The sequence below is a fragment of the Reyranella sp. genome (genome assembly GCF_052439685.1).
Lineage (GTDB): Bacteria > Pseudomonadota > Alphaproteobacteria > Reyranellales > Reyranellaceae > Reyranella.
In genome coordinates this window covers 63,739-88,490 of record NZ_JBQVQG010000007.1, presented here as the reverse complement: position 1 = coordinate 88,490, position 24,752 = coordinate 63,739, and the positions used below count along the sequence as shown (strand labels likewise).

The following is a 24,752-nucleotide window of genomic DNA, read 5'->3' as shown; positions in this document are numbered from 1 at the left end:
AACGCGCCACTGGAGTGCCGCGCCCCCAGCCTAAACTGGCACTTTCAGATGATGGTCGGTCGCGCCCTGATAGGCGTGACCGATCCGGTAGAGCATCGCCTCGTCGAACGGCCGGCCGACGAGCTGCAGTCCGATCGGCGCACCATTCGGGTCGAAGCCGCACGGCACCGACAGCGCGGGAATGCCCAGCGTGTTGAACGGCCGCGTGAGGCCGGTGAAGCCCGCCACCATCTTCAGCACCGCCGGACCGCCCTTGGTCTCGGTATCCGTTTCCTCGATCGTGGGCAGCGGGAAGGGGATCGCCGGCAGCAGCACGGCATCGACTCCGTCCATCGCCGTCGACAGGAACTCCGTCACGAAATGCGCGCGCAACCGCAGCGCGTCGATGTACTGCGTCGCCGGTATAAAGAAGCCCGCTTCCATGCGCGTGCGCACCTGGTTGGCATAGAGTTCGGGCGTCTTCTCCATCCACGGCCGGTGCATGGCGGCGGCCTCGCATTTCACCATCACTTCAGCGGCGCGGTAGAGCGCGGTGAAGTCGGGCAGCGTGACGGTCGAGACCTTCGCCCCGAGCCGGCCCAACGCATCGGCGGCGGCCTGGATTGCGGCGCCGATCTGTGGGGCCAGCGGCGCAAGTCCTTCCTTCGGCAGAGCGAGGCCGATACGCAACCCGGCAACGCCGCCGTCGAGCAGCGCTTCGTAGTCGGGGACCGGCTTCTCGCTGGTCGTCGAATCGTCGGGATCGTGGCCGGCGATCACCGAGAGCATGCGGGCATTGTCACGCACGGTGCGGGTCAACGGGCCGACATGGTCGAGGCTCCACGAACGCGCGACGGCACCGGCACGGCTCACGCGACCATAGGTGGCCTTCATGCCGACCACGCCGCACGCTGCCGCCGGTAACCGGATCGAACCGCCCGTATCGGAACCGAGGGCGCCATAGACCATGCGTGCAGCCACCGAGGCGCCGGAGCCGCTCGAGCTTCCGCCCGTCACGCGGCTCTGATCCCAGGGATTGCGGCAATGCCCGTGATGCACGTTGTGACCGGTGGGACCCGCGGCGAACTCCGCCATGTTGAGGAAGCCCAGCTCGACCACGCCCGCGGCATCGAGCTTGCCCAGCACCGTCGCCGTCACCGGCGCGGCCCAGTCGCGGCGGATCGCACTGCCGCCGGTCGAGATCTCGCCCTTGCGGTAGTACATGTCCTTGTGTGCCATCGGCACGCCGTGGAGTGGCCCGCGACACCGGCCGGCGGCGAGTTCCGCGTCCATTGCCTCTGCCTGGGCCAGCGCCTTCTCCCGGTAGATGCGCAGGAAGGCGTTGGTGCGCGGCTGCCAAGTCTCTATGCGGGCGAGGCAGGCTTCGGTCGCTTCCACTGAAGTGATGCGCCGCGCGGCAATCGCGTCGGCGATCGCGGTGAGATCCTCCAGGGCGAGATCGTCGTTTCTCACGAGCGCGCTGCCTTTGCCAAGACGCTGGCGAACGCGGCCGGGTCGTCATCGAAGGTGAGTCGCTGGGCGGCGGCCTTGCGCACGGCGTCGTTCAGGATCTCGACCTCGGCCGCCAGCTCGGCCAGCCGCTTGTCGTCATAGGGCATGCCCTGGAGGCCGGCGGCGATGCCGGCGGCCGTCTTCGTCTTCTCATCCATTGGCGTCTCCTCAGAGCTTGAGCCGGCACGCTTCCAGCCGGGCACGATCCTCGGGCGTGAAGGTCATGATCTTGCGGACCTTCTGGTCGAATTTCATGCCCACCGCCTCGGCGCAAGCAGCAAGCGTGCCGCTCTCCGCCTCGAACAGGAAGTGCGTGAAGACCACGACCTTGTCGGAGAAGCTCGCCAGTCCGCTCATCACCACGGCGAGGTCTCCCGCCTGCAGTGGCCGGCGATAGTGGTTCAGCATCTCGACGACGACCGAACCTTCCTCGCGCTCCTGCATGGCGGCGCGGTCGAAGCCCAGATGGTTCCACAGCACCGGCGCGCCGTCGGAATAGCGACCGAACTGGTGACGCGGCAGGAACTCAGCCCTCTCGTCGCATTCGTCCGGCGTGATCTGCGTGCGGCCGACTTCGATCAGCCCCACGGACGGCGCCTCCGCGAGGGTCAGGTCGGGCAGCGAGAGCTTGCCGACGCTGCGCGGCTTCGCGGCTTCGGGCAGGGCGATGCACGCCGCCTCGGCGCGGGCGCGGAAGTCGGTGGGCCACGGGCGGTCGCAGACGATGCTTCGTCGGATGGTGGCGGCGACCTCTCCCTTCGCCGGATTGCGCACCTCGTGATAGGCGACGATCTCGCGCTCGCCGACCTCGACCGGCGCGGAATGCACCTCGACCGGCTCGACGACGCGGAACTCGCGAACGTAGCGGACATGGTCGTCGACTGCGCGCGTCATGACGCCGGCCGCACGCTGGGCGCGCGGTCCGAAGCCCAGCTTCGCCAGCAGGTTGGCCGAGGCCTCATGGGCGAACTCGGTGTAGAACTGGACGTTCAGATGGTCGTTCTCGTCGCACTGCCAGGTGTTCACGGCGGTGCTGAAAGTCGGGATCAGGGCGGGGCTCGACACGCTAGACGCTCTCTGCAATCTGTGGATGACTGCCTCTGATGGCCCAAAAAGCCCCAAAAATCGACATTTTCCGTGCATTCCGGACTTGCGGGGGATCGATTCGTGGATAACCTTGGCGCCGTCAACGGGACCCTGGGGCGTCAGGAGACGTTGGCGAAACCAAAAAATGTAAGGACCCCCTCAACATGGCTACCAAACCCACCACCGTTCCCACCATTCCGCTTTCGAAGGTCGCAGCCGAGCTGGCCGAGAAGACGGGCATGACGAAGAAGGACGCGAGCGGCGCTCTCGACGAGTTCGTCGGCCTGGTCGTTCGTCACCTCAAGAAGGGTGCCAAGGTCCGCATCACCGGTCTCGGCATCCTGCAGGTCCGCGCCCGTCCGGCGCGCATGGGCCGCAACCCGGCGACCGGCGAAGCGATCAAGATCAAGGCGTCCAAGAAGGTCGCTTTCCGCGTCGCCAAGGATCTCAAGGACGCGATCTAAACTCGTTCTCGACGGGGCAAGATTGGGCGGGTTCCGGCGCAGGCCGGACCCGCCCTTCTTTTTGCGCGGGCTCCTGTCATCGCAGGGCGGTCAACACACGCGTTTGGACGAGCCTGCCGCGCATTGTTCTAGTATAGCCGGAGCGCGACACGAACCGGCATGAACACTTTCGTCCTCCTGAAGGTCCTCACCAACATGATGGTTCCGCCGGCTTCGCTGGCGGTCGGCGTCGTGCTCTGGCTCGTGATGCGTGCAGTCGGTTGGCGCCGACTCGCCGCCACCGTGCTTGGCCTTTCGATCTTCCAGACACTCATCCTGTCCTTTCCACCGGTATCGGGAATGCTGATGGGGCACATGGAAGAAAAGGCTCGCGCTCTCGTCGCCGGCAACAGGCCGTGCTGCTATGAGGCGATCGTCGTGCTCGGCGGTGGTATCGTGCCGGCCGCTCCGCCCTACACGACGATGCCGGAACTCACGGATTCCTCAGATCGCATCTGGCTTGCGGCGCGCATGTTTCATGCGGGCGCCGCGCCGAAGATCGTCGTGAGCGGCGGATCGTTCATCGAACAAAAAGGCGGCCCGGCCACCACCGAGGCCGAGGCCATGCGGCGCTTCCTGCTCGACCTCGGCGTTCCCGACGATGCGATCGTTTCCGAGGGCAAAGCGCTGAACACGATCGAGAACATCCGCAACGTGCGGGACATCGTGAAGGGAGCGCGGGTCGCCATCATCACCTCGGCCTATCATGTGGCGCGTAGCGCCAAGCTCGCGACCCAGGGCGGCCTCGATTTCGCGATCTTCGGCGTCGACTGGAGTGTGCCCGACGATGAGACCGTGTGGTGGGACGTCTGGTTGCCGTCGGTCCGTGCGCTGGGCGATTCCAACGTTGCGATCCGAGAACTGATGGCGCTCGCCTTCGACCGTCGTGGGGAGAGCCTGGCGCCATGACGGCCTACCGCCTCAATCGCCGGACTGCCCTTGGCCTCGCTGCCGGGCCGCTCTTGTTCCCACTGGTGCGGGCAGCCCGCGCGCAGTCGCTCGACAAGCTGGTCTTCCAGACCGACTGGCGCGCCCAGGCCGAGCACGGCGGCTACTATCAGGCGCTGGCGGCGGGCCTTTATCGAAAGGCCGGGATCGACTGCGAAATCCGCCAGGGGGGGCCGAGCCTCAACATCGGCCAGTTGCTGCTGACGGGCCGTGTCGACATGACCATGTCGAACAGTTTCGAGGCTTTCACCTATGTGCGCGAAGGCGCGCCCTTCTTCACCATCGCCTCGATCTTCCAGAAGGATCCGCAGGTCCTGATCGGTCATCCCGACACCGGCTTCGATGGCTTCGAGGATCTGAAGGAACGTATCCTGCTGATCGGCAACGGCGGGCGCGTCACCTACTGGCCGTATCTCCGCAGGAAGTTCGGGCTGCGCGACGACCAGCTCCGGCCCTACACGTTCAACATGGCGCCCTATCTCGCCGACAAGAACGTCGTGCAGCAGGGCTTCATCTCCTCGGAACCCTATTCGATCTCGAAGGCCATCGGCCGCATGCCGCCATATTTGCTGATCGCCGACGCAGGATTCAGTGCCTACCAGACCACCATCGCCATCTCCCGCAAGCTGGCAACCGAGAAGCGCGACGTGATCCAGCGCTTCGTCGATGCCACGCTGCAGGGCTGGGCACAGTATCTCGAGGGCGGGCCGGCAATCGAGGCTGCCAATGCGCTCATCAAGAAGGCCAATCCGGAACAGACGGATGATCGTATCGAGTATGCGATCAAAGTGATGAATGAGCGTGGCATCGTGATGTCGGGGGATGCATTAAAGGGCGGAATCGGTGCCATGACGGATGCGCGCTGGCGGGGGTTCTATCAATCGATGACCGATGTCGACGTGCTGCCGAAGGGGCTCGACGTAGCCCGGGCCTACACGCTCGACTTCGTCAATAAGGGTATCGGAAAGCCGAAGTGATCGGATCAGGAGGAGCTGCAATGTACCAGGTCAACGAAGAACATCAGATGCTGCGCGATCTCGTGAAGAAGTTCGTGCGCAACGAGCTCATGCCGCTCGAGAAGAACGTGCTGGAGCGTTTCGCCTCGGGCCAGCAGGCCTCGCTGTCGGACGAAGAGAACGCCAAGCTTTTCAAGCAGTGCAAGGATCTCGGCCTCTGGGCGCTCGACGTGCCGGAGGAAGTGGGCGGCGCCAACCTGCCGGCCGTGGCGCTGGTCGGCGTCAACGAGGAGCTGGGCTACACCTGTGTGCCCTTCACGTTCCCGCCGGACTCGCCCAACCTGCACATGCTTCTGGCGACCGCGAATCCCGAGCAGCGCAAGAAGTATCTGGAGCCCTATGCCGCCGGCGAGACCAGCTCGGCCATCGCCATTTCCGAGCCGGGCGCGGGTGGCGACCCCGCCGGCATGAAGACCAAGGCGGTCAAGGACGGCAACGACTGGGTGATCAACGGCCGCAAGATCTGGATCAGCCGGATCGCCAAGGCCGATTTCACCATCGCCATGGCCGTGACCGATCCCAACCTCGGTGCCCGCGGCGGCATCACTGCCTTCCTGATCGACAAGGGTACGCCGGGCCTCGTCGTGGCCCGCGCCATCCCGATGCTGGCCGGCCAGCGCACCTACGAGGTCGTGTTCGAGGATTGTCGCGTCCCCGAGACGCAGGTGCTGGGCCGCATCGGTGCGGGCTTCGCGCCCATGCAGCTCCGCCTCACGGTGCGCCGCCTGCAGATGGGCTCCTGGTGCATCGGTATGGCCCAGCGCGGCCTCGACATGCTGGTCGAGCATGCTAGCCAGCGGGTCACCTTCGGCGAGAAGCTGGCCGATCGACAGGCTGTCCAGTGGTGGGTGGCCGACGCGGCGATGAAGCTGCATGCCTGTCGCCTGATGGTGATGGACGCCGCCGTGAAGCAGGACGAGGGCCGCGACGTGCGCATGGAGGCCTCGATGATCAAGGTCTATGCCACGGAGATGGCAAGCGAAGTCCTCGATCATGCCCAGCAGGCGTTCGGCGCCATGGGCGTGACGCAGGAACTGCCGCTGTCGATGATGGCCCAGAAGGTGCGCACCATGCGCGTCTACGAAGGCCCGTCGGAAGTCCACCGCATGGTGATCGCCCGCCGCATCTTCGGCGGCCGTTGACAGCCGTGGACAGGCAGGCGGATCATTTCCGCCTGCCATTTGAGGAGGGAGCCGCCGCATGACCTACACACTCGACACGTTCGTGAAGGACGCCCAGGCTGCGCTCAAGACATATGAGGGCCCTGCCGGCCGCGAGCAGGTTCGCGTGCTGCTGGAGAAGCTGCTGGCCAACCCGGCCTTCGTCGACGAGGCCGTGGGGCCCGCTGCACCGATCGGCACCCGCAAGCTCCATGAGGACAAGGACCTCGGATTCGTCGTGCTGGCGCATTGCAATCCCAAGCCGCACAAGAGCCCGCCCCACGATCACGGCGCCTCGTGGGCGGTCTACGGCCAGGCGGTGAAGTACACCGACATGAGCGAGTACAAGCGTGTCGATGGTGGCACGGACGCGGGCGACGCGAAGCTCGAGAAGGTGAAGACCTATCGCCTCGAGCCCGGCCATGCCGGCGTCTATGACGTCGGGGCGATCCACGCCATCGACTATCCCGACGGCAGCCGCTTCGTGCGCGTCACCGGTCGCGACCTCGACTATGTGCGCCGCCTCAAGTTCGACATGGCAGCGGGCAAGGCCATCACCATCGAAAGCGCGACGGCCGGGGCGAACTAGCGCGCGTCGCTGCCGCTGGCGATGATCGATCAGGCGATCTTCTATGCGACCCTCGCGGCCGCCGTCGGCAGCGGGCTGGTCGCTGGAATTTTCTATGCTTTCTCGTCCTTCGTCATGCGGGCGCTGGGACGCGTGCCGGCGGCGCACGGCATGGAGGTCATGCAGACGATCAACGTCGTCGTCATCAACCGCAGCTTCATGCTCGTCTTCTTCGGCACGGCGCTGCTCTGCTGCGGACTCCTGATCGCGGCGTATCTGCGATGGCATGACGGGAGCGGCAGGCTGCTCCTGCTCGGCAGCCTGCTCTATCTCGTCGGCACGATCGGGGTGACGATGGTCTTCAACGTGCCGCTCAACGATGCGCTCGCGGCGGCCAAGCCGGACAGCGCGGAGTCCGCGCCCCTGTGGGCGCACTATCGCGAGCGATGGACGATGTGGAACACGGTGCGGACGGTGGCGTCGGCCGCCGCCATGGTCCTGTTCATCCTCGCATTGCGCTAGTCTAGGCGAGTCGCGTGGCGGCGGCCTGGTTGGCCTCCTCGCGCTTCTGCAGCATGGCGTGGATGCGCTCCTTCAGCCGTTGCACGCGCTCGGGCCCGGCCTTCTCGGGACTGCCGGAATCGAAGGGCGGCTGCGGATCGTACTCGAGCGTGAGCTGGATCGACTTGGCGACTTCCTCGCCAGCCAGTTCGGCCACCAGGGTGAGCCCGAAATCGATGCCGGCCGTGACGCCGCCGCCCGATAGGCGATTGCGGTCGCGCACGACGCGCTCGGCGACCGGGATCGCGCCGAAGGCCGGCAGGAATTCGCGTGAGGTCCAGTGGCAGGCGGACTTGTAGCCCTTGAGCAGTCCCGCGGCGCCGAGCACCAGCGAGCCGGTACAGACGGAAGTGACGTAGCGCGCGGCCTCGGCCTGCTTGCGCAGGAAGGAGAGCGTTTCCTCATCGGTCATCAGCGCGACCTGGCCGCCGCCGCCCGGCACGCAGATCACGTCGAGCTGCGGGCAGTCGGCGAAGGTGGTCGTCGGCACGATCGAGAAGCCGGAGTCGGTCCGCACGGGATCGAGCGTCTTCCAGATCATGTGAAGCTTGGCGTTGGGCACCCGGCACAGGACCTGGGCGGGCCCGGTCGCGTCGAGCTGCGTGACGTCCGGGAAGAGCAGGATGCCGATATGGACGGTGTCAGCCATGGAATGTCTCCTCTGTTGACCAGACCCTACGCAATCCTGTCGTTGGCAGAAATGACAAATATGAAGTAATTTCTGCCAATGGCCAAAGTGCACCGGATCGCCATCCTCGCCTACGAGGGCTGCCAGCTCCTCGATGTCACCGGCCCCGCCGCCGTGTTCGGCGCGGCCAACGAGGGGCGCGGGCAGCCTGCCTACGACGTGCGGATCGTCTCGCCCGACGGCGGCCCGGTCGTCTCCAACTGTGGCGTCGTGCTGATGAGCGTTCCCGTCGGTGGACGCTACGATACGCTGCTCGTCGCGGGTGGGGCGCGCGGACTGAAGACGGTGATGGCGCGCGATGACGTACGACGCTGGCTGCGCAAGGTCGCGCCGCAGACAAGGCGCTTCGGCTCGGTTTGCACCGGCGCCTTCGTGCTGGCCGCGGCCGGCCTGCTCGACGGCAAGCGGGTGGCGACGCACTGGGCGAGCTGCACGCGTCTTGCCGAGAAATTCCCCGCGCTGACCGTGGATGCCGATGCGCTCTATGTCGTCGATGGCAAGGTCTGGACCTCGGCCGGGGTGACGACGGGCATCGACATGGCGCTGGCGCTGGTCGAGGCCGATCTCGGTGCGGCGACGGCCAACCTGATCGCGCGGCACTTCGTGCTCTACGCGCGAAGGCCGGGCTACCAGTCGCAGTTCAGCCCGCTGTTGCAGGTGCAGACCGAGGCCGACGCTCCGTTTGCGCGCCTGATCGAATGGATGCAGACCCATCTCGACGAGCCGCTCGACGTCCCCGCCCTGGCCGCTCGCGCGGGCCTGTCGGAGCGCAGCTTCTATCGCAAGTTCGTCGAGGCGACCGGCAAGACGCCGGCGCACTTCGTCGAAGGGCTTCGGCTCGATGCGGCGCGCACCCTGCTGGCCAAGGGCCTCCCGCTCAAGACGATCGCCGGCCGGGTGGGCCTGCGCTCATCGGCGCGGCTCGGCCAGGCCTTCGAGCGCCGCTTCGGCATGGCACCGTCGCTGTTCCGCGAGATGCACGCGGCTTCAGTGCCGTAGCCGCAGGCTGCTCAGGATCAGGGCGGTCAGGGCAAAGCCGGCGCCCAGCCAGATCGCCGCCCGTGCCGCGTCAGCGGCGCCGCCGCCGGAGAAGTCGAACAGGCCGAAGACCAGGGCGACCAGGGCCGAGCCCATCGTCTGGCCGAGCGTCCGGGCCGTGGCAATGATGCCGCCGGCGCTGCCGCTGCGGTCGCGCGGTACGGCGTTCATCATCAGCCGGTTGTTGGGCGAGGCGAAGATGCCGAAACCCGCGCCGCACAGGACCAGCCTCCACATGATGTCGAAGGCGGACGGATCCGGCGGGAGCAGCGCCGTCAGGATCAGTCCGGAGGCCATGCAGGTCAGGCCGATCGTGCCGAGAGCACCGGCATGGTGACGGTCGGCCAGCCGGCCGGCGATCGGTGCGATGCCGGCCAGGGCGAGTGGCCACGCCGTCAGCAGCAGGCCGGTGGCCGTGGCGTCACGGCCCAGCACCGTATGGAAGAAGAAGGGCAGGCTGACGAAGGCCAGACCCTGGGCCGTGAAGGTACAGGTCGAGGCCGAGATCGAGAGCGAGAAGATCGGCCGGGTGAACATGTCGATCGGCATCATCGGATCGGCGAGCCTGCGCTGGCGCCAGACGAACAGCGTGCCGAACAGGGCCGCGCCGACCAGCTCCGCCACGATCACCGGCACTGGATGGCCATGGCCGACTCCGTCGATGCCGAAGATCAGCAGGCCGAAGGTGCCGCCGGACAGGACTGCCGAGAGCACGTCGAAGGGCCGCTTGACGTGTGTCGTCACCGGCAGGAAGCGGCCGGCCAGGAAGAAGGAGAGAACGCCAAGCGGAATATAGACGGCGAACAGGATCGGCCAGCTGGTGATCGCGAGCAGCGCGGCGCCGAGGCTGGGTCCGGCGGCCAGCGAGGTCGCCACGACGGTGGTGTTGAAGCCGAGCCCTCGGCCGAGGGCGGCACGTGGGTAGATCGATCGAACCAAGGCTGGCTGGATGGCCATGATGGCCGCGCCTCCCAGCCCTTGGAGCGTGCGCGCCGTGATCAGCCAGGCGAGCGAGGGCGCGAGCACGCAGCCGATCGAGGCCAGCGAGAAGACGACGAGGCCCGAGCGATAGACGGTTCGGTAGCCCACGATGTCGCCCAGCGCCGCCACCGGCAGCAGCAGGATCATCAGGGCGATCTGGTAGGCGTTGACGATCCAGATCGAGCTCTCCGCCGTGATCGCGAGGTCGTTCGCGATGTAAGGCAAGGCGAGATTCGTCATCGAATTGCTGAGCACCGCCATCGACAGGCCGATGGTGATGGTCGCCACGGCGGCGAGTCGCCGTGGCCCCGACGGCATCCCGTCGGGGAGCGGACCAGCTGAAGCGGGTTCGGCCATCTGTTACTGTGGGACCGTCAGCTCGTCGCCGCCGATGGTCGTGCGCTGCATCAGGCGCTTGTGCTTGGTCGCATCGTAGTGGGTGGCGCGATGCAGGACGGCACGATTGTCCCAGACGATCACGTCGCCCTCGCGCCAGGCGTGCGACATCATGAACTCCGGCTGCTCCGCACGCTGTGCCAGCTCCCACAGGATTGCCTTCGACATCGGTTCGGGCCAGTCGAGGATGCGGCCGGCATGGGCGCCGATATAGAGCGCGCGGCGGCCGTTGATCGGGTTGTCGCGGAACATGCGCTGCTTGACCGGCGGCAGCTCCGACAGCGACTTGGCGCTGAGGATGCCCTTCTGCACGCGGTCTCGCGAATGGGCCAGCGCATGCTCGGCGACCAGCGGATGAATCGTCGCCTGCAGGGCCGGCGGCAGCGCGTCCCAGGCCGCGCGCATGTTCAGGAACTCGGTGTTGCCGCCCTCGGGCGGGCAGATCCGCGCCGTCAGGATCGAGCACAGCGATGGGACACGCTTGAAGGACGAGTCCGAGTGCCAGAAGTAGTTGGCCTTCTGGTAGATCATGCGCATGTCGTCCGGCGGGATCGGCTCGCCGGTCATGATGTCGAGGTTGGACTGGCGCGCGAACTTGGTCCCGGCGGCGGGATTGGCGCTGAGCGTCGTCTCCAGCGGGCCGAAATTCTCGCTGAAGGCGATCTGGGTGTCGTCGTCCATCGCCTGGTCGCGGAACAGGAGCACGGAATGCTCCTCGAACGCAGCGCGAATCGGACCGAATTCGCGGGCTGACAGAGGCCGCGTGATGTCGATGCCGGATATCTCCGCGCCGAACAGCGGATGGAGCTTGCGGACTTCGATGCTGCCGGTGTTGCGCATGACTTCGTCCCTCAGTCGATGATCGCCTGGTAGGTGAGCACGCGCAGCTCGCGCCGGATCGGATAGGTCGAAGAGGGCATGAGCTGCGTCAGCAGCACCACGGCCATGTCCTCGACCGGATCGATCCAGAAGGCGGTGGAGGCGGCGCCGCCCCAGGCATATTCGCCGGGCGTGCCCGCGATATGGGCCTTGGCCGGGTCGATCATCACCGAGAAGCCGAGCCCGAAGCCGATGCCGGTGTAGGTCGATTCGGAGAAGCGCGGCGTCCCCATGTCGGCCATATCGCCGTTGAGGTGGTTCGTGGTCATGAGCTCGACCGTCTTGCGGCCGAGCAGGCGCACGCCGTCGAGCTCGCCCTCGTTCAGCATGAACTTGCAGAAGCGCAGATAGTCGGCAGCGGTCGAGACCAGGCCGCCGCCGCCCGAGTTCACCTTGCGCGGTGCGAGGTAACGGCTCTTGGCCGGATCGTCGATCAGCTCGAGCTTGCCGCCGGCGCCGGCGGCGTAGTTCGCGGCAAAGCGGTCGTGCTTGGCGGCCGGGACATGGAAGTCGGTGTCGACCATGCCGAGCGGATCGATGACCTTCTCCTTCAGGTATTTCTCGAAGGGCTGGCCGGAGATCACCTCGACCAGATAGCCCAGCACGTCGGTGGAGACCGAGTAGTTCCACGCCTTGCCCGGCTGGGCGATCAGCGGCAGCTGCGCCAGCCGCTCGACGACCTGCTTCAGGCTGGTGTCGGCGGTCTGGAAATCGACGCCGCCTTCCTTGGCACGATAGGCCGCGTCAACCGGATTGCTCTCCATGAAGCCGTAGGTCAGGCCCGACGTGTGGGTAAGCAGGTCGCGGAAATTGATCTCGCGCTCGGCCGGCACGGTCTCGATCTTGCCGCGGCTGCCGCCCACCATCACGCGCGGGTTGGCGAAGGCGGGGATGAACTTGGAGATCGGGTCGTCGAGCTGAAAGCGGCCCTCTTCGTAGAGCATCATGATCGCCGTCGAGGTGAGCGGCTTGGTCATGGAATAGATGCGGAAGATCGTGTCAGCGCGCATCGGCGTGTCACGGGCTACATCCGACTTGCCCACGACCTCGGCGAAGGCCAGTTCGCCGTTGCGCATGACGCAGGTGACCATACCGGCCAGCTTCCCGCTATCGACCCATCCTTTCATCCAGGTACGCACGCGGTCGAGCCGCGCTGCGGAAAGTCCGACCTGTTCGGGGGTAACGAGCGGCAGCGTATCCATGGCGATCCTCCCTTGAGCCCCGCTAGACTAGCCCAGGACGATAGGGTTCAGACACGCAAAAGACGGGAGGCACCAATGGCGAGATTGTGCGAGGGACGGGTTGCGATCGTGACGGGAGGCGCCCGAGGCGTCGGCCGGGAACATTGCCTGATGCTGGCGGAGCACGGCGCCAAGGTCGTCGTGAACGACCTGGGCGGCGACCGGGCCGGCAAGGGCAATGACGTCGGACCCGCCCAGCAGGTGGTGAACGAGATCAAGGCGATGGGCGGCGAAGCGGTGGCCAACGGCGACGACGTCTCCGACTGGAACGGCGCCAAGCACATGATCGACCAGGCGGTCGAGGCGTTCGGCAAGCTCGACGCCATCGTGCTCAATGCCGGCATTCTGCGCGACCGCATGCTCGTCAACATGAGCGAGGACGAGTGGGATGCCGTCATCAAGGTGCACCTCAAGGGCACCTTCGCGCCGGCCCGGCATGCCGCCGCCTACTGGCGCGACCAAGCCAAGCTGAAGGGCGGCCCGGTCGACGCGCGCATCATCACCACCACCTCGGTCTCGGGCATCTACGGCAACATCGGCCAGACCAACTATGGCGCGGCCAAGGCCGGCATCGCCTCTTTCACCATCATCGCGGCGCGTGAACTCGCCCGCTATGGCGTCACGGTGAACTCGATCTCGCCCTCGGCCTTCACGCGCATGACCGAGGACCTGCGCGAATATACGGAAGAGGACAAGAAGCGCCGTGACCCGAAGTGGATCGCCCCGGTCGCGACCTGGCTGGTGAGTGAGGACAGCCGAGAGGTGACGGGCCGCGTCTTTCAGGCCGGGAACGGTATTTTCGCCGTCGCCGAGGGCTGGCATAAGGGCCCGACCGTCGAGCAGATCATGGATCCGGTGCAGGCCGGCAAAGTGCTGGGCGAAATTGCCCGGAAGGCCCGCAAGAACGCGGGCATGAACGGTCTCGATCTGGACTGAAACAAGCAGGGACGGAGAAGGAATAACAGATGTTGAAGATCAATCGCCGCACGGCGCTGGCGACGACGGCTGCGGCTGCCCTGGTTCCAGGCGCTGCGCGCGCCCAGGCTTGGCCGAACAAGCCGATCCGCTGGGTCGTGCCCTACACGGCCGGCGGCCTGACCGACGTGACCACACGGCTCACGCTCGAGAAGATGAATGTTGGCCAGACCTTCGTGGTCGACAACAAGCCCGGCGCCAATTCGCTGATCGGAGCCGAGATCGTCACCAACGCGGCGCCCGACGGCTACACCTTCCTGACGGTGATCGCCGCGCACGCCGCCAACAAGACGCTCTACGCCGGCAAGCTGAAATTCGATCCGGTTTCGGGATTTGCGCCGGTGTCGCTGGTCGGCGTCGCGCCGCTGATCATCTGCGTCACCAACGGGCTCCCGGTGAAGAACGTGGCCGAGCTGATCGCCTACGCCAAGGCCAATCCGGGCAAGCTCTCGTTCGGGTCGTCGGGTGTTGGTGCCGCCGCGCATCTCACCAGCGAACTCATGAAGCAGGTTACTGGAATCGATATGGTGCACGTGCCCTACAAGGGCACCGCGCCAGCGCTGGCCGACCTCGCCTCGGGCAACATCCAGCTGCTGATCGATGCGCCGATCGGGGTGATGACGCAGGTCCGCGCCGGCAAGATCCGCGCTCTGGCCATGCTGTCCAAGAATCGCGTGCCGGGCGTCGAGGAAGTGCCGACGATCGTCGAGGCGGGCGGACCGCTGATCGAATCCTCGACCTGGGTGATGTTCCTCGCGCCCGCGGGAACGCCGAAGGAGATCGTCGACAAGGTGTCATCCGAAGTGTCCAAGGCCGTGAAAGACGAGGCGCTGCGCAAGCGCCTCGCCGAGCAGGCGGTGATCCCCGTCGGGGCCACGCCGGAGGAGACGGGCAAGTTCCTGCGAAGCGAGATCGACAAGTGGGAGAAGGTGATCACCACCGCCGGCGTCAAACCCGACGCCTGATCCAAAGTCCCGAAGTTGGAGCAGCGGCGCCGGTTTACTCCGGCGCCGCTGTCGTTTTGGCGATCGTCGGCCGGCGCATGTGTGGCCTGCGACGACGTGGCCGGGCGAACCGTTCCGCGCGGAGCGATGGTCTGAGCCCTGGAACCGAAGGAGAGGCGCCGCGGAATTTCCCTTGTGTTTTCGCCTGTTCGTCGACTTTCGGGGGCGCGTTCAGGGCTGGTGAGAGGCGAGAAATTCTCACCGGCTGCAAGTGCACAAGGCATTCTGTTGACAGTCCAAGTGCAGCCTCAGCGCTTTACTCGCTGCCAGCCTTATCGTTTGCTTCCGACCATGATTTCGACTTTGAGCCTGGCGAACGGCCTTACGCTTCTTTTCGCCGCCCTTTGCCTCTGGACGATGGCGGCTCAGTCGCGCGGCGGCGTGACGACGCTCGGCCGCGTGGCCCTGCCGGGGGGCTTCGCGCTGATGGCGACGCTGATGCTGCTCGCAGGCGTGTTCGAAGCGAGCATCCTGTTCGACTTCCTCTGGGTCGCGGCCTTCGCATTGGGATCGATGATCGGCCGCATCCGCGGATGGAGGCTGACGGTGCAGACCAACAAGGAAGCCGGCCTCGTGATGCTGCCGGCGACCGTCGACGGCCTCATCGTGGCGGTGGTCCTCGCGGTGCTGTCCGCGATCGATTTCGCTTCCGCCATGATCGGAGAACCGGTGGTAGCGCCAGGATACATTGCCGCCGCCAGCGCCCTTTGTGCGGGCTTCCTCGGCTACCGTGTCCTCGTCATCGCGCTGCGCGTCGTCCGTCCGACGCCCAGCAAGGTCTCGAACGCCGTCTGACGGCGTCCCGACGTCACAAGCCCTTCAATGTCTCCAGCACCTTCGGCTGCGGCCAGGTCCAGCCGCTCGCGCTTTCGAAGGCGCGCATCGCGCGCAGCACGAGTTCGTCCGCTCGCGGCGCGCCGATGATCTGTATGCCGACGGGAAGTCCCGCCTTTGTCAGGCCCGCGGGCATTGAGGCCGCCGGCTGGCCGGTGAGATTGCAGGGAAGGGTGTACGGCGCGCCCTTCGTCCAGCGCGGAAATGCCTCCGAATTGTAGAGCGTTTCGACCGGAGGACCCGCCGTCGGCGCGACCGGCGCGAGCAGCAGGTCGTACTTGCGATGCCAGAGCGCGAGATCGCGCGCGAGCCGGCTCCGCGCCTCGAACGCCCTGGCATAGTCGGCAAGCGTTATCGCCAGACCTTTTTCCATGAGCGCGCGCAGGCCGGGATCGAGCTTGTCGTGAAGCTGAGTCGGGATCTGCCGGAAGCGGGTGGCGAAGCTGCCGATCCACAGCGGTTCGAAATGTTCCTGCAGCGGCTCGAACATCGGACCGACATCCTCGACGTGGGCGCCCAGCTCCTCGAAACGCTTCGCCGCGGCGGCCACGAGCTCACGCACTTCCGGATCGGCCTTCACATGACCGAGGTCGAGGCTGAGCCCGATCTTCCAGCCGCGCACGCCGGCGTCGAGGCCGACCGTGTAGTCCCGCGCTTCGGACGGCAAGGAGCGCCAGTCGCGCGCGTCCGGGCCTGCGGTGACGTTCAAGGCCATCGCCGTGTCGAGGACGGTGCGTGTAAGCACGCCCTGGCTGATCACGTCGGCGAACGGCGCATCGGCCGGATACTGCGGGATGCGGCCATAGGAGGGCTTCAGGCCGACGAGGCCCGTGTGGCTGGCGGGAATGCGGATCGAGCCGCCGCCATCGTTGCCATGGTTGAACGGATTGATCCCGGCCGCCGTGAGCGCCGAGGCACCGCCTGACGACCCGCCGGGTGAATGGCCGAGATCCCACGGGCTGCGCGTGACACCCTGCAGCGGCGAGTCGGTCAGCGCCTTCCAGCCGAACTCCGGCGTCGTGGACTTGCCAAATATGATCATGCCCGCTGCAAGGAACCTGTCGGTCACGGCGGCGTTGTCGTGGGCCGGAGTCTCATCCGTCGAATGCGATCCGTAGCGAGTAGGCCACCCTTTGACGTTCGTCGTGTCCTTTATCGTCGTCGGAATTCCATCCAGAGGCGACAACGGCTGGCCGTCGCGCCACCGGGATTCTGCAGCCTGTGCAGCAGTTTGCGCGCGATCTTCATCAATCAACACGAGCGCGTTGAGCTGATGTTGCAGCGACGATGCGCGATTCAGCATCGCGTCGAGAACCTCGACCGGAGAAGCCTCTCCGCGGGAGAAGAGTTTTGAAAGTTCCGCTGCAGAAAGCCAGTCGAATGCGGACTGAGACATGCGTTTTTTGTCGGTTCTCGACGAGGGTTAGATGTTTCAAAGTACAGGGGTTGCAGCAGTGTCGACTCTGAATTCTCCCAAGTCGAGAGCGTATTGGAGGACGTGATGGAAACCATCGCCGCGCTTGTCGCCGCCAGTGCCGCCTTCGGGGCGAGTTATCTCATCGGCCGCTCGTTGACCGCATCGTCTCTCCTCGTGGCCTTGGGCGGCCTGCTGTGGGGCGTCGGCTTTGCAGTCTTGTTCTTCGTGGCGACCGTGACGGTGGGACATCTCACGCCCGGCCTGTTCGAGCCGTGGCTGCTCGGTGTTCACTTCATCGCGCTGATCGTCGCGGCGCCGCTTGGCGGTGCTGCCATCGCGGCCCTCACTCATTGGCGCGTAGAGCGTGCCGATGCGTCGCGCCTGCCCTTCTGATCTCGAAACGGTAGACAGCGAAACGATCGCCTTTCCCGTAGTGGCTTCCCGACGCTAAGCTCCCCTGCAAACGAGGGGAGGCTCCATGGTCGAGGTGAAGCTGGGCGCCGGTACGGCCGTGCGCATCGAGGAAAGCTACGAACCCAACTTCGATGCCAAGGCGTTCTTTCCGGATTGGGATCCCGCCGTCGTCGAGCGGCATCGTGACTGGCTGGTGCCGGCGCACTATGACGAAGCCTCTGCTTTCCTGAAGCTCAGTGTCCATAGCTGGCTGCTGAAGATCGGCGGCAAGACCGTCCTGATCGACACCTGCGTCGGCAATCACAAGTCGCGTCCCCATCGGCCGAAGTGGCACCTGATGGAGACCAAGTACCTCGAGCGGCTGAAAGCCGCCGGCGTCGAGCCCGACGAGATCGACATGGTGATGTGCACGCACCTCCATGTCGATCATGTCGGCTGGAACACACGCCTCGAGAACGGCAAGTGGGTGCCGACGTTCAGGAATGCGAAGTACGTGTTCAGCCGCGCCGACTACGATCACTACCTGAAACTGGACAGCGATCCCGCGACCGGTCCGGTCAACGCGGGCTCCTTCCGGGACTCGGTTCTGCCCGTCGTCGAGGCGGGTCTCACGCAGATGATCGAAGGTGCCGCGCAGCTCGACGAGAACCTCTCCGTCGAACCGGCGCCGGGACACACGCCGGGCACGATCGCCATCAAGTTCGAATCGCGCGGGGAGAAGGCGCTGTTCTGCGGCGACATCCTGCACCACGCGCTACAGGTCTATCATCCCGAGTGGAACAGCTTCGCCTGCGCCGACGGTATCGGTGCGCGCAAGAGCCGGCGCGCGGCGCTGGAACATTGCGCCGGTAGCGGCGCGCGTCTGATGCCGTGTCACTTCGGGGCGCCGTTCAGTTGCCACATCGACCACAAGGACGATGGGTTCGTGCCGCGCTTCGGCGGGCAATTCTAGGGAGAGCGAAGATGATCTACGAAATGCGGGTCTACAGGTGCGTGCCGGGTCGCCTCCCGGCACTGCTCAATCGCTTCAATACGATCACGCTCAAGATCTGGGAGCGGCACGGCATCAAGCAGGCCGGCTTCTTCACCACCCTGATCGGCGAATCGAACCAGGAACTGACCTATTTCCTCGCCTGGGAGTCGCTGGCCGAGCGCGAGAAGAAGTGGAATGCCTTCGCCGCCGATCCGGAATGGTTGGCCAAGCGCGCCGAGACCGAAAAGGACGGCGCCATCGTCGAGAACGTCTCCGTTCAGATGCTCACGCCGACCGGCTTCTCGTCCGTGCAGTAGCGGTCAGTCGGCCGTGAGGCCGGCAGCTTTGCCGAGGTAGGCCCACTTGACGTAGTCGTGGGCCACGTAGGCCGCGAACTCGGCGGGCGATCCAAACCGGGGATCGACGCCGAGGGCCGCGAGCTTCTTCGCGACGGGCGGCGCGCGGAGCGTGGCTTCGACGGCCGCATTCAGCTGTTCGATCAGTGCGGAGGGAGCACCGACGGGCAGAAAGAGGCCGTAGAAGACCACGGCCTCGTACCCGGGCAATCCCGACTCGGCGATCGTCGCGATGCCGGGCGCGGCAGCCGAGCGCGCGAGCCCCGACTGTCCCAGACCGCGCATCTTGCCGACTCGGACACGGGGGATCGCAGCCGGCAGGTCGGCGAAGCAGATATCGATCCCACCGGCCATCAGAGCCGCCATCGCGGGACCGCTTCCCTTGTACGGCACATGCACGATGTCGAGCTTCGCCATCGCCTTGAAGAGTTCGAGCGCGAGGTGGGTCGAGTCGCCGACACCGGCCGAGCCGCCCTTCAGGCTGCCCTGGTGAACGCGCGCCAGATCCAGCAACTCCGCGGCGTTGCTGACCTGCAGGTCGGGCCGTGCGACGAGCAGCATCGGCGTGAACCCGACCGGGCACGCAGCGGCGAAGTCGGTGCGAATGTCATAGGGCAGGGTACGCCCGAGCGCTGGCGCGAGCGTCGTCGGGCTGTTGGAGGCCAGCATGAAGGTGGCGCCATCGGGCGCGGCGCGGGCGGTGAAGCCCGCGGCCATCTCACCGCCGGCCTTGTTGTCGACCATGACGGCGCGGCCCAGCCGTTCGCCGACCCCGGCCGCAATCAGCCGTGCCAGGGAATCGCCGGTGCTGCCGGGTGGGAAGCCCACGACGAGGCGAAGCGGCGGGTCGGGAAAGACCGGTGATCTCGCGTCGGACCTAATCGACAGCGAGGACAAGGGCAGGGCGGCGAGACCGGCGAGGGCACCGCGGCGAGAAAACTTGCGCATGCGAGAAGTATGCTAGGCTTTTCTCAACACAGGGAGGAAACAAGAATGCAACGTAGAACTTTCACGAGCGCGAGCGCGGCTGCACTCATAGGGTCTCTCGCCGGATGGCCGGCGATGGCGCAGAAGATTTCCGGCGATGTCCGCTTCCTCTGCGGCTTTGCGCCGGGCGGCACGGCCGATCTGCTGTGCCGTATCGTGGCCGAGGCCGTGACGCCGGAAGTCGGGCAGAAGGTCATCGTCGATACCAAGACCGGCGCCAGCGGCTTCATCGCCAACGAGATCGTCGCGAACGCGCCACCGGACGGCCGCACCATCGGCCTCGCTGCCATGGCGGCGCTGTGCGTCTCGCCGGTGATGCCGGGGCAGAAGCTGCCGATCAACGTCGACACCGACCTCACGCCGATCGCCAACATCGCCGGCGTCACCAACATGCTGGTCGTCGGCAAGCACATGAAGTACCGCACGGTCCCGGAGATCATCGACTTCGCGAAGAAGAACCCGGGCAAGCTGACCTATGCCTCCGCCGGCAACGGCACGTCGCAGCATCTCGCCGCCGAACTCTTCAAGAAGATGGCGGGCATCAACATCCTGCACGTGCCCTATCGCGGTGGCGCGCCTGCCATCCAGGACATGATCTCCGGCAATTGCGACATGATGTTCGGCAACATGCCGGAATTTCTGGGTCAGATTAATGGCGGAGGGCTGATCCCGGTCGCCTTCGGCTCGCCGAAGCCCTCGCCGCTGTTCCCCAACCTTCCGTTGATGTCGAAGTTCCTGCCCGGGTTCCAGGTGGTCAACTGGTTCGGCGTGTTCGGCTCCAAGGGCATGCCGGCCGACCTGGTCGATCTCTGGAACAAGGCGCTCCGGGCGGCCGTCGCCAAGCCGGACGTGCAGAAGCGCTTCGCCGAAAGCGGCATGGATTCGATCATCGGGTCGCCGGCCGAATTCAAGGCGACCATCATGGCCGATCGAAAGAAGTGGGAAGAGGTCATCAAAAGCGCGGGCATCCGCGCCGACTGACCATGCCTGTCGCCGCTACCAACCACGGGACCCTCTGCTTCGATGTCGTGGACCTCGTGGCGCCCTGGCAACGCCCGCGCGTGCCGATCCTGTTCCATCACGGGATCGGCGCCAGCGCAGGAATCTGGGTGGGGTGGCAGCCCGCGCTGGCCGATGCCTATCGGCTCGTCACCTTCGACATGCGCGGCTACGGACGCTCGAACATTCCGCCGGCCGACTTCAAATGGTCCCTGGATCTGATGGTGGAGGATCTTTTTGCCGTGGCCGACGCCGCCGGGCTCGAGCGCTTTCATCTCGTGGGCGAGTCGATCGGCGGGACGGTGGCGCTGGCGGCCGCACTCGCCCGGCCGGCGAGGATCGCCACTCTCACCGTCAGTAACGGCGCCCATCTCGGAGCCTCGATCCAGAGGGTCGAGGCGTGGCGGCGCCAGCTCGACGAAGGCGGCCCGAAGCTCTGGTCCGACGCCTTCCTGCGGGACCGTTTTCACGACGATGCGTTGTCAGCCGAACGCCGCGCCTGGTTCGCCGCGGAGCAGGAGAAGTGGTCGCGGGACTCCATTTTGAATGCGCTGGGTGTGCTCATCGGCACCGACCTCACGTCGCGGCTGGCCGAGATCAGGTGCCCGACGCTCTTGCTGCATCCTGATGGCAGTCCATTCATTCCCGTGAGTGTCATGGCCGAACTGCACAAGGGGTTTTGCGATGCCGAACTGAACGTGTTCGGTCGGTCACGCCACGGCCTGCCCTTCTCGCATGCTGCGCAATGCGCGCAGGCCTTGAGGACTTTTCTCGACTCGCGCAAGGCGGACTGATACCCGAGTCGTCAGGCAGCCTTCAAGCGAGGAAGCAATGAGACGGATTCTGGCTGGGGCCGCGGCGTTGGCGATCGCCTTGTCGGCCGTCCCGGGCTTTGCCCAGGAGAAGCTCGCCGTCTGGTGGATCAAGGGAGTCCACAAGGCCGAGGACGAGGCGCTGTTCGCCGCGATCAGGAAGTTCGAAGCCAAGACAGGGGGCAAGGTCGACCTGTCCCAGTACGCGGCAGAGGATATGATCCCGAAGACGGTCGCGGCCCTCGAGTCGGGTTCGCCACCAGACATTGCCTATTCGGACACGTACGACGTTCAGGTCGTGGCCAAGTGGGCATTCGATGGCAAGCTTGAAGACATCTCCGACGTGATCGAGCCGATCAAGGACCGGTTCCTGCCGGTCACCATCGAGTCGGCGTATCTCTACGACGGCAAGGTCAGGAAGAAGGCCTTCTATGGCTTCGTGCTGAAGCAGCAGATGCTGCACGTCGAGTATTGGAAGGACATGCTGGCGGCGGCCGGATTCAAGGAAAACGACATTCCCGGCACGTGGAAGGAATACTGGTCCTTCTGGTGCGACAAGGTCCAGCCGGCCTACCGCAAAGCGACCCGCAGCCAGGTGTACGGCATCGGCAGGCCGATGGGTGTCGACTCGAGCGACTCGTTCCGCTCGTTCATGAGCTGGGTCGACGCCTACGACGTGAAGCTGGTCGACGGGTCGGGCAAGCTTCTGGTCGACGATCCCAAGATGCGGCAGGGGCTGATCGCCGCCCTTCGTGACTACACTGACGTCTACACCAAAGGCTGCTCGCCGCCCTCGTCGACGGGCTGGAAGGATGGCGACAGTGGGGCGGCTTTCAATGGTCGCACGACGATCATGACGCACGACTATTCGATCGCGGCCTCAGCCAAGTGGCTCGACGATGCCAATAATCCGAACCGCACACCGGCGGAGCGCACCGCCGGCCGCAGGGCCTACGACGAGCTGATTGCGACGGCGGGTCTTCCCCGCAAGCCCGATGGCACGCCGATGGTGTATCGCACCGTCGTCAAGGTCGGCGTGATCTTCCGGGAGTCGAAGAACAAGACGCGTGCCCGCGAGTTCCTGCGGTTCCTGCTCGAGGAGGAGAACCTGCGCCCCTATGTGGAGGCGGGGCTCGGCCGCTGGTTTCCCGTCACCAAAGCAGGCCGGGAGAGCCCGTTCTGGCAGGCCGACAAGCATCGCAGCGCCGTGTACGACCAGTTCAAGACGTCACCGCAGCCTTCCGAGTTCGCGAAGAACTGGAAGTTCGCGCGCCTCGACGCCGAGAACGTCTGGGCCAAAGCGATGAACCGCGTGGTGACCGACAAGGTGTCCGTCGAAAAAGCCGTCGACGAGCTGATCGCGCGCATCAAGGAAATCGCACAGTAGAGTGACGCGTGCGGAACCCGCTTCAGCCGGTCGTCAGGCGCGCCGCGTGCGGCGGCGGGAGGCGAAGGACGCCCTGAGCCGGTCGGCGAACTGCTCGACCTCCGTGCGCCACCGAAGCGTCGGATCCCAGATTGCGGCGAGGTCCATGCCGAGGACGATGCCGTTGGCGATGATCTTGGCGGTGTGCAGATCCGTGTGCGTGGTCGCCGGAATGACGGCGGTGCCGAGGCCAGCCCGCGCCAGCGCCAGGATCACCGTTCCCGATCCGCCTTCGTGGCGGATGCTCGGTGAGAGCGACAGCAGGCGCAGCGCCGCGTCGAGGGTTAGCCTCGACTGGTATCCGCGGTCCAGCACCAGCAGGTCGCGCTCGCACAGCGTCCGGAGATCGATGCCGTTCCGGCGCTCGGCGGGGCTGAATGGTTTCGGCGAGGCCGCCAGGATGTCGAGACGAACGATCTGCTGATCGACCAGACCCGCATCGTAGCGCGGGCGTCCGGTGATGCCCATCGAGGCGTCGCCGCTCAGCACGAGATCCTCGATCTCGACGCCGTTCGCTTCGACGACGCCGATGCGGACATGCGGCTTTGCTTGCGTGAATTCGGCGATGCCGGGCGCCACGACGGTTTCGATCGTGTGCGCCGTCGCCGCGACCGTAATCTGGACCGCCGGCTGCACGCTGTTGGCGCGGGCCGCCGCTTCCAGTCTCGCGATGCCTTCGAGAGCCGATGAGGCGAGCGGCAGCAGATCGTGCGCGTCGGTCGTCGCGGCCATGCCTCGTCCCGACGGCTCGAACAGGGCCAGTCCGAGCCGGTGCTGGAGTTCCGTGATGCGGCGCGACAGGGCCGATTGCGAAATGTTGAGACGGTCCGCGGCTTCGACGAGCGATCCCGATCGATATACGGCCACGAAGGACTCCAGCAGCCGTTTGTCCATTGTTGCGTAGTCCTCAGCGATTTATCTGCAAATAATGCACTTCATGCATAAGGTGGATCGGTGCTAGCGCTGCGTCAACCGCACCCGTCACGGGGCGGATCGAGAAAGGAATCCAGGGATGAAGCGCCGCCACCTCCTGTCGCTCGCGTCTGCCGCCGCCGGATCGATGATCGCCAGCCCCGGCGCCAAGGCACAGAGCGACTATCCCGACCGTCCCATCACGCTGGTCGTCGCCGCCCCGCCGGGCGGTGGCACCGACATCGTGGGACGCATGTTCGCGGACCATCTGTCCAAGGAGTTCGGCCAGCAGGTCATCGTCGACAACAAGGGCGGCGGCAACGGTAACATCGCCACGGCGATCGTCGCGAAGGCCAAGCCGGACGGCTACACGCTGCTGATGCAGTATTCGTCATTCCATTCGGCGAATCCGGCGATGATCAAGAACCTGAACTGGTCGCCCAAAGACCTGACCGGCGTCGCAATGGGCGCGATCGCGCCGCAGCTCATCGTCATCACCAAACGGGTGCCGCCCGATACCCTGAAGGACTTCATCGCCTACGCGAAGGCCAATCCCGGCAAGCTGAACTATGCCTCCTTCGGGCCTGGCTCCGTCGCCCATATCGGTGGCGTTATGCTGAACAAGGCCGCCGGCATCGATCTGGTCCACATCCCGTACAAGGGCGCCGGACCGGTGAGTGCCGACCTCGTGGCCGGCCAGGTCGAACTGGCGGTGATGAGCCCGCCGTCGCTGGCGTCGCACATCCGCAACGGCAACGTGAAGGCCCTCGCGCTGGCGAGCGATGCCCGCCTGGCGGCGTTCCCCGACATTCCCACGACGGCGGAAGCGGGCCTGCCGAGCTTCATCTTCGATGCCTGGTACGGAATGTTCGCGCCGGCCGGGACGCCGAAGCCGATCATCGACAAGCTGAACGCGGCCATGAGGAAGATCGCCAAGTTCGACGTCGTCGTGGAGCGGGCGAAGCAGCTCGGGATCGTCCTCAGGGACTGGAGTCCCGAACAGTTCGACCGGTTCGTCGCCACCGAAGGCGACGTCTGGTCGAAGATCATCAGGGAAAACAAGATCAGCCTCGACGAGTAGGTCAAC

27 protein-coding genes are annotated in these 24,752 nt (G+C 65.8%); 17 read left to right on the top strand and 10 right to left on the bottom strand.

Annotated features, from left to right (window positions below):
* Window positions 1-30: 30 nt before the first annotated feature.
* Genes ACT6UX_RS11645 through ACT6UX_RS11635 form a run of 3 tightly spaced genes read right to left on the bottom strand, consistent with a single transcriptional unit; the run spans window position 31 to window position 2,556 of the window.
* Entirely contained in the window at window positions 31-1,452 is a 1,422-nt protein-coding gene (locus tag ACT6UX_RS11645; RefSeq protein WP_444775312.1) for an amidase, read from the bottom strand.
* The gene (locus ACT6UX_RS11640) at window positions 1,449-1,649 is read right to left on the bottom strand and encodes a hypothetical protein (RefSeq protein ID WP_444775311.1); all 201 of its coding nucleotides are present in this window, start codon (window positions 1,647-1,649) and stop codon (window positions 1,449-1,451) included. The genes ACT6UX_RS11645 and ACT6UX_RS11640 overlap by 4 nt, the downstream gene beginning before the upstream one ends.
* 10 nt (window positions 1,650-1,659) lie before the next feature.
* Window positions 1,660-2,556 carry an acyl-CoA thioesterase gene (locus ACT6UX_RS11635; RefSeq protein WP_444775310.1) on the bottom strand — a complete coding sequence of 299 codons (897 nt, stop codon included), beginning with the start codon at window positions 2,554-2,556 and terminating at the stop codon, window positions 1,660-1,662.
* A 185-nt stretch (window positions 2,557-2,741) separates the two neighbouring features.
* On the opposite strand from ACT6UX_RS11635, the gene ACT6UX_RS11630 reads away from it, so the two are divergent.
* The 6 genes from ACT6UX_RS11630 (at window position 2,742) to ACT6UX_RS11605 (ending at window position 7,294) form a co-directional block, all read left to right on the top strand.
* The gene (locus ACT6UX_RS11630; protein ID WP_298309615.1) at window positions 2,742-3,041 is read left to right on the top strand and encodes an HU family DNA-binding protein; all 300 of its coding nucleotides are present in this window, start codon (window positions 2,742-2,744) and stop codon (window positions 3,039-3,041) included.
* Between the two features lie 159 nt (window positions 3,042-3,200).
* The gene (locus ACT6UX_RS11625) at window positions 3,201-3,989 is read left to right on the top strand and encodes a YdcF family protein (protein ID WP_444775309.1); all 789 of its coding nucleotides are present in this window, start codon (window positions 3,201-3,203) and stop codon (window positions 3,987-3,989) included.
* Entirely contained in the window at window positions 3,986-5,005 is a 1,020-nt protein-coding gene (locus tag ACT6UX_RS11620) for an ABC transporter substrate-binding protein (protein ID WP_444775308.1), read from the top strand. Before ACT6UX_RS11625 ends, ACT6UX_RS11620 begins: the two co-directional genes overlap by 4 nt.
* 20 nt (window positions 5,006-5,025) lie before the next feature.
* Complete coding sequence (locus ACT6UX_RS11615) at window positions 5,026-6,186, top strand: acyl-CoA dehydrogenase family protein (protein WP_444775307.1); 1,161 nt, start codon at window positions 5,026-5,028, stop codon at window positions 6,184-6,186.
* 58 nt (window positions 6,187-6,244) lie between these two features.
* Window positions 6,245-6,793, top strand: a complete 549-nt coding sequence (locus ACT6UX_RS11610) for a hypothetical protein (RefSeq protein WP_444775306.1) — start codon at window positions 6,245-6,247, stop codon at window positions 6,791-6,793.
* A gap of 21 nt (window positions 6,794-6,814) precedes the next feature.
* A complete protein-coding gene (locus tag ACT6UX_RS11605; RefSeq protein ID WP_444775305.1) occupies window positions 6,815-7,294 on the top strand; it encodes an anthrone oxygenase family protein in 480 nt (159 codons plus the stop codon).
* A 1-nt stretch (window position 7,295) separates the two neighbouring features.
* Here the strand turns inward: ACT6UX_RS11605 and ACT6UX_RS11600 are convergent, their stop codons facing one another.
* Window positions 7,296-7,982, bottom strand: a complete 687-nt coding sequence (locus tag ACT6UX_RS11600) for a DJ-1/PfpI family protein (RefSeq protein WP_444775304.1) — start codon at window positions 7,980-7,982, stop codon at window positions 7,296-7,298.
* A 78-nt stretch (window positions 7,983-8,060) separates the two neighbouring features.
* Between ACT6UX_RS11600 and ACT6UX_RS11595 the strand changes: the two genes are divergently transcribed.
* The gene (locus ACT6UX_RS11595) at window positions 8,061-9,020 is read left to right on the top strand and encodes a GlxA family transcriptional regulator (RefSeq protein WP_444775303.1); all 960 of its coding nucleotides are present in this window, start codon (window positions 8,061-8,063) and stop codon (window positions 9,018-9,020) included.
* Here ACT6UX_RS11595 and ACT6UX_RS11590 read toward each other — a convergent pair.
* The 3 genes from ACT6UX_RS11590 to ACT6UX_RS11580 all read right to left on the bottom strand — a co-directional run bounded on the left by ACT6UX_RS11590 (window position 9,009) and on the right by ACT6UX_RS11580 (window position 12,517).
* Window positions 9,009-10,328 carry an MFS transporter gene (locus ACT6UX_RS11590; RefSeq protein WP_444775302.1) on the bottom strand — a complete coding sequence of 440 codons (1,320 nt, stop codon included), beginning with the start codon at window positions 10,326-10,328 and terminating at the stop codon, window positions 9,009-9,011. The two genes, ACT6UX_RS11595 and ACT6UX_RS11590, sit on opposite strands and share 12 nt — an antisense overlap.
* A 72-nt stretch (window positions 10,329-10,400) precedes the next feature.
* Window positions 10,401-11,276, bottom strand: a complete 876-nt coding sequence (locus ACT6UX_RS11585) for a TauD/TfdA dioxygenase family protein (RefSeq protein WP_444775301.1) — start codon at window positions 11,274-11,276, stop codon at window positions 10,401-10,403.
* An 11-nt stretch (window positions 11,277-11,287) separates the two neighbouring features.
* Window positions 11,288-12,517, bottom strand: a complete 1,230-nt coding sequence (locus tag ACT6UX_RS11580) for a serine hydrolase domain-containing protein (RefSeq protein ID WP_444775300.1) — start codon at window positions 12,515-12,517, stop codon at window positions 11,288-11,290.
* Between the two features lie 75 nt (window positions 12,518-12,592).
* Here ACT6UX_RS11580 and ACT6UX_RS11575 point away from each other — a divergent pair, with 75 nt between their 5' ends.
* The 3 genes from ACT6UX_RS11575 to ACT6UX_RS11565 all read left to right on the top strand — a co-directional run bounded on the left by ACT6UX_RS11575 (window position 12,593) and on the right by ACT6UX_RS11565 (window position 15,330).
* Window positions 12,593-13,492, top strand: a complete 900-nt coding sequence (locus ACT6UX_RS11575; protein ID WP_444775299.1) for an SDR family NAD(P)-dependent oxidoreductase — start codon at window positions 12,593-12,595, stop codon at window positions 13,490-13,492.
* A gap of 29 nt (window positions 13,493-13,521) precedes the next feature.
* Window positions 13,522-14,496, top strand: coding sequence for a Bug family tripartite tricarboxylate transporter substrate binding protein (locus ACT6UX_RS11570; RefSeq protein ID WP_444775298.1), 975 nt, complete (start codon window positions 13,522-13,524; stop codon window positions 14,494-14,496).
* Between the two features lie 342 nt (window positions 14,497-14,838).
* Window positions 14,839-15,330: a hypothetical protein gene (locus ACT6UX_RS11565; RefSeq protein WP_444775297.1), complete on the top strand. Its 492-nt coding sequence runs from the start codon at window positions 14,839-14,841 to the stop codon at window positions 15,328-15,330.
* Between the two features lie 13 nt (window positions 15,331-15,343).
* Here ACT6UX_RS11565 and ACT6UX_RS11560 read toward each other — a convergent pair whose 3' ends face one another.
* On the bottom strand, window positions 15,344-16,765 hold the full coding sequence (locus ACT6UX_RS11560) for an amidase (RefSeq protein WP_444775296.1): 1,422 nt from the start codon (window positions 16,763-16,765) through the stop codon (window positions 15,344-15,346).
* A 105-nt stretch (window positions 16,766-16,870) separates the two neighbouring features.
* Between ACT6UX_RS11560 and ACT6UX_RS11555 the strand changes: the two genes are divergently transcribed.
* The 3 genes from ACT6UX_RS11555 to ACT6UX_RS11545 all read left to right on the top strand — a co-directional run bounded on the left by ACT6UX_RS11555 (window position 16,871) and on the right by ACT6UX_RS11545 (window position 18,490).
* Window positions 16,871-17,179, top strand: a complete 309-nt coding sequence (locus ACT6UX_RS11555) for a hypothetical protein (protein WP_444775295.1) — start codon at window positions 16,871-16,873, stop codon at window positions 17,177-17,179.
* Window positions 17,180-17,264: 85 nt separating this feature from the next.
* Window positions 17,265-18,152 carry an MBL fold metallo-hydrolase gene (locus ACT6UX_RS11550; RefSeq protein WP_444775294.1) on the top strand — a complete coding sequence of 296 codons (888 nt, stop codon included), beginning with the start codon at window positions 17,265-17,267 and terminating at the stop codon, window positions 18,150-18,152.
* Between the two features lie 11 nt (window positions 18,153-18,163).
* A complete protein-coding gene (locus tag ACT6UX_RS11545) occupies window positions 18,164-18,490 on the top strand; it encodes an NIPSNAP family protein (protein ID WP_298309634.1) in 327 nt (108 codons plus the stop codon).
* Between the two features lie 3 nt (window positions 18,491-18,493).
* Here ACT6UX_RS11545 and ACT6UX_RS11540 read toward each other — a convergent pair whose 3' ends face one another.
* Window positions 18,494-19,477 (bottom strand): tripartite tricarboxylate transporter substrate-binding protein, encoded by a 984-nt coding sequence (locus ACT6UX_RS11540; RefSeq protein WP_444775293.1) that lies wholly within the window; start codon window positions 19,475-19,477, stop codon window positions 18,494-18,496.
* A gap of 114 nt (window positions 19,478-19,591) precedes the next feature.
* Here ACT6UX_RS11540 and ACT6UX_RS11535 point away from each other — a divergent pair, with 114 nt between their 5' ends.
* Genes ACT6UX_RS11535 through ACT6UX_RS11525 form a run of 3 tightly spaced genes read left to right on the top strand, consistent with a single transcriptional unit; the run spans window position 19,592 to window position 22,714 of the window.
* Window positions 19,592-20,497, top strand: coding sequence for a Bug family tripartite tricarboxylate transporter substrate binding protein (locus ACT6UX_RS11535; protein WP_444775292.1), 906 nt, complete (start codon window positions 19,592-19,594; stop codon window positions 20,495-20,497).
* A 2-nt stretch (window positions 20,498-20,499) separates the two neighbouring features.
* A complete protein-coding gene (locus tag ACT6UX_RS11530) occupies window positions 20,500-21,309 on the top strand; it encodes an alpha/beta fold hydrolase (protein WP_444775291.1) in 810 nt (269 codons plus the stop codon).
* Window positions 21,310-21,346: 37 nt separating this feature from the next.
* Window positions 21,347-22,714, top strand: coding sequence for an ABC transporter substrate-binding protein (locus ACT6UX_RS11525; protein ID WP_444775290.1), 1,368 nt, complete (start codon window positions 21,347-21,349; stop codon window positions 22,712-22,714).
* A gap of 33 nt (window positions 22,715-22,747) precedes the next feature.
* Here the strand turns inward: ACT6UX_RS11525 and ACT6UX_RS11520 are convergent, their stop codons facing one another.
* Window positions 22,748-23,647, bottom strand: coding sequence for a LysR family transcriptional regulator (locus ACT6UX_RS11520; protein WP_444775289.1), 900 nt, complete (start codon window positions 23,645-23,647; stop codon window positions 22,748-22,750).
* A 118-nt stretch (window positions 23,648-23,765) separates the two neighbouring features.
* Here ACT6UX_RS11520 and ACT6UX_RS11515 point away from each other — a divergent pair, with 118 nt between their 5' ends.
* Entirely contained in the window at window positions 23,766-24,746 is a 981-nt protein-coding gene (locus ACT6UX_RS11515) for a Bug family tripartite tricarboxylate transporter substrate binding protein (protein ID WP_444775288.1), read from the top strand.
* Window positions 24,747-24,752: the final 6 nt, after the last annotated feature.

Coding starts and splice junctions, on each gene's coding strand:
- ACT6UX_RS11640 (WP_444775311.1), bottom strand. CDS start 1,649: ATGGATGAGAAGACGAAGACGGCCGCCGGCATCGCCGCCGGCCTCCAG.
- ACT6UX_RS11630 (WP_298309615.1), top strand. CDS start 2,742: ATGGCTACCAAACCCACCACCGTTCCCACCATTCCGCTTTCGAAGGTC.
- ACT6UX_RS11625 (WP_444775309.1), top strand. CDS start 3,201: ATGAACACTTTCGTCCTCCTGAAGGTCCTCACCAACATGATGGTTCCG.
- ACT6UX_RS11620 (WP_444775308.1), top strand. CDS start 3,986: ATGACGGCCTACCGCCTCAATCGCCGGACTGCCCTTGGCCTCGCTGCC.
- ACT6UX_RS11615 (WP_444775307.1), top strand. CDS start 5,026: ATGTACCAGGTCAACGAAGAACATCAGATGCTGCGCGATCTCGTGAAG.
- ACT6UX_RS11610 (WP_444775306.1), top strand. CDS start 6,245: ATGACCTACACACTCGACACGTTCGTGAAGGACGCCCAGGCTGCGCTC.
- ACT6UX_RS11605 (WP_444775305.1), top strand. CDS start 6,815: ATGATCGATCAGGCGATCTTCTATGCGACCCTCGCGGCCGCCGTCGGC.
- ACT6UX_RS11600 (WP_444775304.1), bottom strand. CDS start 7,982: ATGGCTGACACCGTCCATATCGGCATCCTGCTCTTCCCGGACGTCACG.
- ACT6UX_RS11595 (WP_444775303.1), top strand. CDS start 8,061: ATGGCCAAAGTGCACCGGATCGCCATCCTCGCCTACGAGGGCTGCCAG.
- ACT6UX_RS11585 (WP_444775301.1), bottom strand. CDS start 11,276: ATGCGCAACACCGGCAGCATCGAAGTCCGCAAGCTCCATCCGCTGTTC.
- ACT6UX_RS11580 (WP_444775300.1), bottom strand. CDS start 12,517: ATGGATACGCTGCCGCTCGTTACCCCCGAACAGGTCGGACTTTCCGCA.
- ACT6UX_RS11575 (WP_444775299.1), top strand. CDS start 12,593: ATGGCGAGATTGTGCGAGGGACGGGTTGCGATCGTGACGGGAGGCGCC.
- ACT6UX_RS11570 (WP_444775298.1), top strand. CDS start 13,522: ATGTTGAAGATCAATCGCCGCACGGCGCTGGCGACGACGGCTGCGGCT.
- ACT6UX_RS11560 (WP_444775296.1), bottom strand. CDS start 16,765: ATGTCTCAGTCCGCATTCGACTGGCTTTCTGCAGCGGAACTTTCAAAA.
- ACT6UX_RS11555 (WP_444775295.1), top strand. CDS start 16,871: ATGGAAACCATCGCCGCGCTTGTCGCCGCCAGTGCCGCCTTCGGGGCG.
- ACT6UX_RS11550 (WP_444775294.1), top strand. CDS start 17,265: ATGGTCGAGGTGAAGCTGGGCGCCGGTACGGCCGTGCGCATCGAGGAA.
- ACT6UX_RS11545 (WP_298309634.1), top strand. CDS start 18,164: ATGATCTACGAAATGCGGGTCTACAGGTGCGTGCCGGGTCGCCTCCCG.
- ACT6UX_RS11540 (WP_444775293.1), bottom strand. CDS start 19,477: ATGCGCAAGTTTTCTCGCCGCGGTGCCCTCGCCGGTCTCGCCGCCCTG.
- ACT6UX_RS11535 (WP_444775292.1), top strand. CDS start 19,592: ATGGCGCAGAAGATTTCCGGCGATGTCCGCTTCCTCTGCGGCTTTGCG.
- ACT6UX_RS11530 (WP_444775291.1), top strand. CDS start 20,500: ATGCCTGTCGCCGCTACCAACCACGGGACCCTCTGCTTCGATGTCGTG.
- ACT6UX_RS11525 (WP_444775290.1), top strand. CDS start 21,347: ATGAGACGGATTCTGGCTGGGGCCGCGGCGTTGGCGATCGCCTTGTCG.
- ACT6UX_RS11520 (WP_444775289.1), bottom strand. CDS start 23,647: ATGGACAAACGGCTGCTGGAGTCCTTCGTGGCCGTATATCGATCGGGA.
- ACT6UX_RS11515 (WP_444775288.1), top strand. CDS start 23,766: ATGAAGCGCCGCCACCTCCTGTCGCTCGCGTCTGCCGCCGCCGGATCG.